Annotated in this window: 7 protein-coding genes and 1 pseudogene; all 8 read left to right on the top strand. The window is 39.8% G+C overall.

Going from position 1 to position 8,061, the window contains the following annotated elements:
• Nucleotides 1-134 precede the first annotated feature (134 nt).
• The gene (locus RB622_RS29700; protein WP_308050466.1) at nucleotides 135-800 is read left to right on the top strand and encodes an IS982 family transposase; all 666 of its coding nucleotides are present in this window, start codon (nucleotides 135-137) and stop codon (nucleotides 798-800) included.
• An 84-nt stretch (nucleotides 801-884) separates the two neighbouring features.
• Nucleotides 885-1,592 (top strand): type IV secretory system conjugative DNA transfer family protein, encoded by a 708-nt coding sequence (locus tag RB622_RS29695; RefSeq protein WP_409022093.1) that lies wholly within the window; start codon nucleotides 885-887, stop codon nucleotides 1,590-1,592.
• A gap of 263 nt (nucleotides 1,593-1,855) precedes the next feature.
• Complete coding sequence (locus RB622_RS29690) at nucleotides 1,856-2,845, top strand: phosphotransferase (protein ID WP_308050465.1); 990 nt, start codon at nucleotides 1,856-1,858, stop codon at nucleotides 2,843-2,845.
• 767 nt (nucleotides 2,846-3,612) lie between these two features.
• Nucleotides 3,613-4,011 carry a hypothetical protein gene (locus RB622_RS29685; protein ID WP_308050464.1) on the top strand — a complete coding sequence of 133 codons (399 nt, stop codon included), beginning with the start codon at nucleotides 3,613-3,615 and terminating at the stop codon, nucleotides 4,009-4,011.
• 30 nt (nucleotides 4,012-4,041) lie between these two features.
• A complete protein-coding gene (locus RB622_RS29680) occupies nucleotides 4,042-5,838 on the top strand; it encodes a M43 family zinc metalloprotease (protein ID WP_308050463.1) in 1,797 nt (598 codons plus the stop codon).
• A 1,067-nt stretch (nucleotides 5,839-6,905) separates the two neighbouring features.
• Nucleotides 6,906-7,109 (top strand): annotated as a pseudogene (locus RB622_RS29675) (recombinase family protein); the annotation flags it as partial.
• A 49-nt stretch (nucleotides 7,110-7,158) separates the two neighbouring features.
• A complete protein-coding gene (locus RB622_RS29670; RefSeq protein WP_308050462.1) occupies nucleotides 7,159-7,464 on the top strand; it encodes a transposase in 306 nt (101 codons plus the stop codon).
• A gap of 23 nt (nucleotides 7,465-7,487) precedes the next feature.
• Entirely contained in the window at nucleotides 7,488-7,940 is a 453-nt protein-coding gene (locus RB622_RS29665; protein WP_308050461.1) for an IS3 family transposase, read from the top strand.
• The last annotated feature ends 121 nt before the right edge of the window (nucleotides 7,941-8,061 follow it).

Here is an 8,061-nt window from a genome sequence, read left to right as displayed (position 1 = left end):
CTGGATTATCTAAATCCAGTAGCTTTTGAAGCCTTGTATTACCAAAAAGTAGGATGAGATTTAAATTGTAATTATTTAACTAACCCGCAAAAAGTGTAAACCGAAAGTGAACCACGTCAGACTTATTTCCTAAAATCCTGTCTTACAATCGTTTTGTGGAAGTGCAAAGCCGTTATTTTGTTATAATGGCTATGTTTTTGAAAGAGAAGGGTTTAGGTAAATGTACAGGGATAAGTTTTATGGACAGTACTACACTGAAAGTTTGCAGAAATCAAAGAATCCATAATCACAAGGTATTCAAAAACTTAGCTGAAAGAGGCAAGTCTTCAATGGGCTGGTTTTATGGATTTAAGCTACACCTGGTCTGTAATGAAAAAGGAGAATTGCTTTCTTTTTATTTAACAAAAGGCAATGTGGATGACCGTAATCCCAAACACATTAAAAAGCTTACTGAACAACTTTTTGGCAAAATTTATGCTGACAAAGGTTATCTTTCAAAGGCATTATGGGAGATGTTATTTGCTGATGGAATGCAGTTAATTACTAAGGTTCGTAAAAATATGAAAGGGCATATTATGGAGTTGAAAGACAAGCTTTTACTTAGAAAAAGAGCGATTATTGAAACTATAAACGATGAATTAAAGAATCTATGCCAGATAGAACATACCCGGCATAGATCTGTTAACAACTTCGTAATGAATATACTTGGCGCCTTAATTGCTTATTGCTTCTTTCCAAAAAAGCCTTCACTTAATATTGAAGAAATTAAAACAAACCAACTTTCTCTATCGGTTGCTTAAACCGAATTCACGTTATATTACGTTCTCTCAGGAAGTGATTTCACCCTGGATATCAACAATCCGGACGAGCCTAAGATTGTCTGCATGGGAAACAATCCGCAAAAAATCTCTGTCTACGGAGCGGTGCTATCGCTTTATGTAACACGGCTGATTAAACTTGTCAACAAGAAAGGGAAACTTAAAAGCAGCCTGATCTTTGATGAGTTTCCAACCATTTATTTAAACAATATGGATAGCCTGATCGCTACGGCCCGCTCCAATAAGGTATCGACTACGCTCGGTGTACAGGATTTTAGTCAACTTCGAAAGGATTACGGAAAAGAGCAGGCGGATGTGATTATGAATATTACTGGAAACATTATTAGTGGTCAGGCAACAGGGGATACAGCGAAACAGTTGTCGGAGCGTTTCGGTAAAATCATGCAGGACCGTACAAGTTTTTCCATTAACCGAATGGACACCTCCGTTAGCAAATCCAAGCAGCTGGATTCTGCCATTCCACCTTCGAAGATTTCTTCGCTTTCCTCTGGAGAATTTGTCGGACTAGTTGCTGATAATCCGGAACAGAAAATTGATTTGAAAGCTTTTCATTGTGAGATTCTTAACGATCATCAGGCGCTGAAAGAGGAGCAGGATAATTACCAAGCAATACCGGAAATTAGAAAAATCGATCAGTCGATGGTACTTCGGAATTATATGCAGGTTAAGCAGGATGTTCTTGATATTGTAGAATTTGAGATGGAAAAAATAGTGGAAGATCCGGCTAGCCAACACCTTATTGTTAAAAAATGATGATATATGTTAGTTTGGCTTACTGCCTGACTTGGACGGCACAACACACAAAAATCCATCATGGCAAGAGACACTTTAATCTCGGAAAAAATATTCACATGCTTTTTGTAGCCAACCTTTGCAAAGCATCGAGGACTTCTTTCACTTGTTACTATGACTGTACTCAAAAAATGGTCCCAAATTGAGATTTAAAGCACCCATATATCTTTGAAGTGGTTGCTTGACGACTAGCAGGTGTGGTTTTTCAGGCTTATCTTGCTGCCATGAAATCGATTTTTCCCACCATCTATTCGACCCTTTCTCCGCATGCCCTGGCGGATTTACTCGCTGAACGCTATTTACTGAAGTCGATTCAATGTACCTTTCTGGTGCGTGGGGTGGGAGACACCTATTTAGTGGATTCCCTCCAAGGGCGCTTTATTCTTAGGATCTACCGCTCCACTCACCGAAGCCTGTCCCACGTCCAAGCGGAAGTGGCCTTGCTGATGGCTCTCAAGCAAGCTGGCGTATCGGTGTCTTATCCCATTGCAGATCGGATGCAGGAATCTATTCAGCAACTTGATGCCGTGGAAGGATTACGCTATGCGGTGCTCTTTAGTTATGCCCCCGGCCAGCCCCCAAGAATACTGAACAAAAGCCAGCTACGCACGCTCGGCTATGAAATTGCGCGCTTTCACCAAGTGTCATCCACCATCGCATTGCCTGGGGAGCGCTGGACTTTTGATCTGGATAGCACTCTTTTCAAGCCATTGGAGCGGTTAAAATCCGCCTTTGTCGCCGATCAAGAAAGTTATCTCTGGTTACGGAAAGCTGCCAGGCAAGTCGAGACGAAGATAGCCGAGGTAAACACGTCGGGTTTCCTGAGTGGCTATTGCCATTTTGACCTACTGCCTAAGAACATGCATTTCGACGGGGATTCGGTTACCTTATTTGATTTTGATTTTATGGGTTATGGCTGGTTGGTGCATGATCTGGTTTGCTTTTGGCAACACCTGGCTCTGGAGGTCTATGCGGGGCGGATGACGCAGCTAGCCTTTGAAGAGGCCTACGCAGTTTTCCTGGAAAGCTATCAAAGCGTCCACCCAATCAGCGATCAGGAGTTAGCCCTGGTTCCTTACCTGAGTTTGGGCTTCTGGCTTTTTTACATGGGCTTTCACACCACCCATGACCAGTTTTACAGTTATCTTCAGCCGTCCCAGTTGAAGGTATATACCGGCTTTTTACGGCATTTGGCGGTGACTTATTGGGAATAGCGTATTTAATGTAGAGTGGGAGTAAGCGGGAAAAACTTGCTAATCCAGTCTGACTATTGCCAAATTCTCATATTACCCTCATATTCGGCCACGAAGATTTTGTAATCATCATTTTTTGTACAACTGCATTCGTCCCTTAGCATGTGGACAAATTCGTTACTATAGATTTTGTCTATACAATTTCGTGATGCATTTAAACGGTGGTTTTGAGAAAAAGGTAGAGATAGCTTTTGAATCAAGAAATCAGCATTTTTTGAGATTGAATTAAAGAAAGTTTGTCATTGTCACATAACTCTAAACAAAACCCTTACTATACCTTCTGTGAGGATAGTAAGGGAATCAGTTCGTTATGACGGAGGAACTCTCTTTTCCCCCCAAATTGAGCATAAAATTATCGGGCATTTCCACCATAGAATAAGTCTCAAATTCAGTAGCTGATGAAAATTTACAAAAGTTAGTGAGAATTTGGAAGACAAACAACGACAATAAAAGTATAACTACCTCTTTATGAATATATTATAAAGCCAAATTTAGGTCAAATATTTCTCATGATCATCTATTGTTGATACATATCGCAATAGCGATCATGCGAATTAGTTGTATCTATTTTTGTAATTATGTAAATATTTTATAGCCCTTTACAACGATTAATACTGCATATGTGTCTACATCATTGTTAATACTCAGAAATATATTTTATGTATATCTCATAACCTATAACCACAAATACTATGTCTTATGGCAGCCCCAAAAAACTACGATTCACTATGATAGCACTTGCACTGCTTTTCATACTCGCCCAATGCACCTCCGATGACATTCAATCCGAACAGTGCAATTGTGAAAGTGCCACAGTAACGGAAGAAAACAAAGATGTTGAAGCAGTGGTAGTTTTTATCCAAGGCAACAACCCGAACGGTAACCAAGGTCCTGATAATTATGTGCTAAGCAACGATTCCGCAGATTTTAAGAGAAGTAGCCATGTTGCCGGTCCAAATATATTGGTGCCTTGCGACTCCCTATCTACCAATTTCAGAAAGCAGGGTCTAAAGGTGCTTATATCTTATAAGCGTAAAGATTGCTATGGTGCTATCACTCAACCAACCTTGCACGGCAACTATGGCTATTTTGTTGATTTGACCGCAATTAAGGCTAAAAATTTATAATCACTCTTTTCACAATAAACGCAATTTGTTATGAGACAGACTTTATTTTTTCTAATGGTTTTCCTCGCGTCATTTACGGCATTTGCACAAAATCAGGCGGGAGAAATATGTGCATCCTCCATAGATTATGAAAAGCTTCGAAAGCATAATCCCACATTATACAACTACCTTAAAGAGGTTGATAGAAAAGCCGAAGAGTATAGTTTGCAACAGAACAGAAACCAAGTCAGCCCGAAAAGTATACCAAATACAGGAACAATTGTCACCATTCCGGTGATTGTTCATGTTATTCATAATGGGGAGGCAGTGGGCGTGGGTAGAAATATTAGCGATGCTCAAATACAATCTCAAATTGATGTCCTTAACGAAGACTTTCGGCGGCTAAATGCTGACCGTGTTAATACACCCGCCCACTTTGCTGGGGTGGCAGCCGATGTCGGTATTCATTTCAGGTTAGCCTGTATTGACCCCAATGGGAATCCAACAAATGGGATACGCCGTATACAAGGTAATCAAGCAAATTATCAGGTTATCCCTGCCCCCGACGGTACTGTTGATGAAGGTGCTACCGGAATCAAACAGAACGACGCTCCTTGGAACCGAGAACAATATCTTAATATATGGACGGCTAATATTACAAATGGCATTTTGGGATATGCTACCTTCCCCGGCAGTCCGGCCAATTTTGATGGAGTCGTGATGCAATATGACGCCTTTGGTCGCACAGGTACTTTACAAGCGAATTATGATAAAGGTCGAGTTGCTACTCATGAGGTAGGTCACTGGCTATCACTTCGCCACATTTGGGGAGATGATGGTGGGCTTTGCACCCAAGATGACTTCGTAGCAGATACCCCACTCCAAGGAAATAGTAATTTCAATTGTCCATCCGGCCAACTATTTTCATGTGGTACAAGCAATATGTACATGAATTACATGGACTATACGAACGACGGTTGCCGGAATCTGTTTACAGCGGGGCAACGTGATCGGATGAAGGCACTTTTTCTACCTGGTAACGCTCGTTCTGGATTTATATCTTGGGGTGATATCAGCGGGAATGCTACCATATGCGATAATAATAACTATACGTATTCCATCCCCAGTTCCGGTACATCCTTCACCTGGACTGTATCGAACCTAACCATCGTATCAGGACAGGGCACAAATACACTTACGGTAAAAAGAACCTTTAATGGACCAGCAACAATTTCCGTTAGAAGCCAAGGATTGTGTTCTAGTCGAAGCATTGCAGTCGGTCCACCTCAATTTGCTGGTTTTTTGGTCAACGGCCAATCTACGTCAAATGGGACGGGATGTACGAATAGCTACATCCCAATTGCTGCGGTACCTAATGATCCATCCTCGAATTATTATTGGTCTCAAAGCGATCCAAACGGTTTTATAGCCAATGCAGGCCAATCGAGCACTGCCTTTAGCGGATATAATACTAGCTGCTATTATCTCAATGTCAGTATTTCAAATGTGTGCGGGTCGAGAAGCGAAAATTTAACAATATGTCTTAACAGCTGTTTTGCAAAATACACTGTGTTTCCAAACCCTGCAAAGGATTATATTACGGTTGAATTTGACCAGATCGAAAGTGCGGAGTCAATGCCGGATGAAATCGTTCTACTGTCCGAAAAATCAACCAAGCCTGTTATGAACATTGACGTTCAAGCACTTTATCAGCGCAACGGTCTCAAAAATGGCAAGCAGGTAGAAATCGATGCAAAAGCGCTACCTCGCGGTACTTATTACCTCCATATCAAGAATAGTAGGTTGAAAGAAAACAAGGTAGATATCATAAGGATACTTTTAGAATAATTTTTAAGAAGATGAAATGAGAAACGCCCGGCGATTGCCGGGCATTTTTCATCTACAAGGGTACTATGTATTCATTGTTATGCACAATACATTTATTTAGAAGGCATGGCGCAATACCATTGCTAAGCTGAGTTACAATATCAAGAAATTAGGGTTATTTGAAACAACGGCTATTCGTGAGATATTCAATTCGCATTTTTAAAGCATTCGACACTCTCCAATTGTTCCTTACAAGCTTTAAGGAAATTTTCTCATGTGCCATAGTGGATCAAAAGCTATCTAAATTATGTGTCAATCAAAGTCACTCGAAAATTTGTCTCATTAATTTTTGTGCGGCGCTGCCAAACTAACTTTTCCAATTCTCTTTTAAATGTTTTCCCTTCCTCGTAGATCCGCAGGGTTGCTTGATTATGAGATGATTGACTAGCATAATTTCTCTTAATTAACGAGAATAATAAGGGCGTATCAACGATTACTACTGTTTTCTTCTTATCATCAAAATGGCCAAACACACTTAAGGATCGAAAATGAGAGGTAATTGTTATATTGCGGGGTGCATAATTCAGCTTTTGTGAAAAATTATCTATGTTCAAGGGGGATATTGACATCAATCATTATATTCTTCGTATCGATCTCCACTTCAAGCAAATTTATCCTTAAAGTTAATTTAGCTTCACTTTCTATTAAATCTAATATCCTACTTAGAAAATTTAGATAGTACGACTCAGCAACAGCTTTAGAAAATAATATGTTTTTGGCCTTTAATTCCTGCATCTGATAGTAAAATGCTATGATTGTAATCGGGAAGCAAACTAGTCCTAAAATGAAGCTAATAATTTCAAGCATCTAGATTGAGTTTAACAGTCATTATTAAAAATCTACACAGAGATAAATTTTTAATAGTCTCACAAAACGTCTGTTTTACCAGTCCGCAAAAACGGTGGTTTCGTGAGACTGAGAGGAGGGAGTGGTATAGCTCTTTATTTTTTCAGCGACTTGTCTCAAAAACTTGTATCATTAATCTAAGTTCAATATATTCGAGTGTACATGAGTTTTTGAGACTAATTATGATCATAGGTTACGCAAGGGTATCAACCAAAGACCAAAATTTGGATTTGCAAATTGAAGCATTAAAAAAGGCAGGTTGTGAGAAGATATTTAAAGAGAAAATTTCCGGAGCTATAAAGGAGCGTCCTGAGCTTGATGCGATGATTAATCACGTAAGAGTTGGAGATACAGTTGTAGTGTGGAAATTGGACCGACTTGGTAGATGAGGTGGCTCAATAAGACGGCACACTTTTTTGCATAAATTTTGCAAAAATGGAAAATCAAAAAAGCTCGAAGGAGCGTCGAAGTTATGAGCCTGATTTCAAGGCTGAAATTCTTAAATTGCTTATTTCGGGCAAAAGAGTAAAAGAAATTTCAGAGACTTTTGGAATTGCTGAAAATCTGCTGTATCGTTGGAAAAGTTTATCAACTATGAAGACCAAGTCCAGAACCAGCGAGTCTGAGAATAATAGTAAATCTGCTGTTGAGATTGCTAAATTGAAAGCAGAGATCGAGCGCCTAAAGACTGACCGCGAAATTTTAAAAAAGGCCTTGGGTCTCTTAAGTTCGTCCGACTAAGAGACGTCTATGAATTAGTATCCATGCTTTCCAAGAGTCACAAAATAAGCTACTTATGCTCTCTTTTTGATATCAGTAGAACTGCCTACTATCGATATAAGCGTGGTAAAAGTCATAATTCGGGCAGTAAGTATAATCGTCCAAAGCACGAGATTAGGATGGAATTTATACGAAATTTTAAGCGGTATGGTAGTCGTCGAATTAAGGCAGCTCTTAACGAAAAGGGAATAACACTTGGGCGTCAGAAAATCGCTGAAATTATGCGTACAGAGGGATTACGAGCTATTCAGCCACCCAAATTTATTCCGAGAACGACTGATAGTAAACACGGAAAACGTGTGTGCGACAACTTATTACTTGACAAACGAAAACCAGAGTCTCCGAATCAGGTTTGGGTGTCAGACATTACTTATATGCCTTTGAAAGGGGGGAAATGGGCTTATTTGGCCACTTGGATGGACCGCACGGAATTCTAAGGTCAAAACAAATTTTGGCATATAATTTTTTTAAGAAATCTCAATTTTAGCTTCGTAAGAGCTCCACATTTTTCTCACAAGCCCTCCATGGTAATTGAGAGGGGATTGTGAGAAAAAATGT

Source organism: Dyadobacter sp. LHD-138, assembly GCF_030929615.1.
Taxonomy (GTDB): domain Bacteria; phylum Bacteroidota; class Bacteroidia; order Cytophagales; family Spirosomataceae; genus Dyadobacter.
Note: the sequence above shows the minus strand (reverse complement) of the source record. Positions and strands in the feature narration are given on the sequence as shown.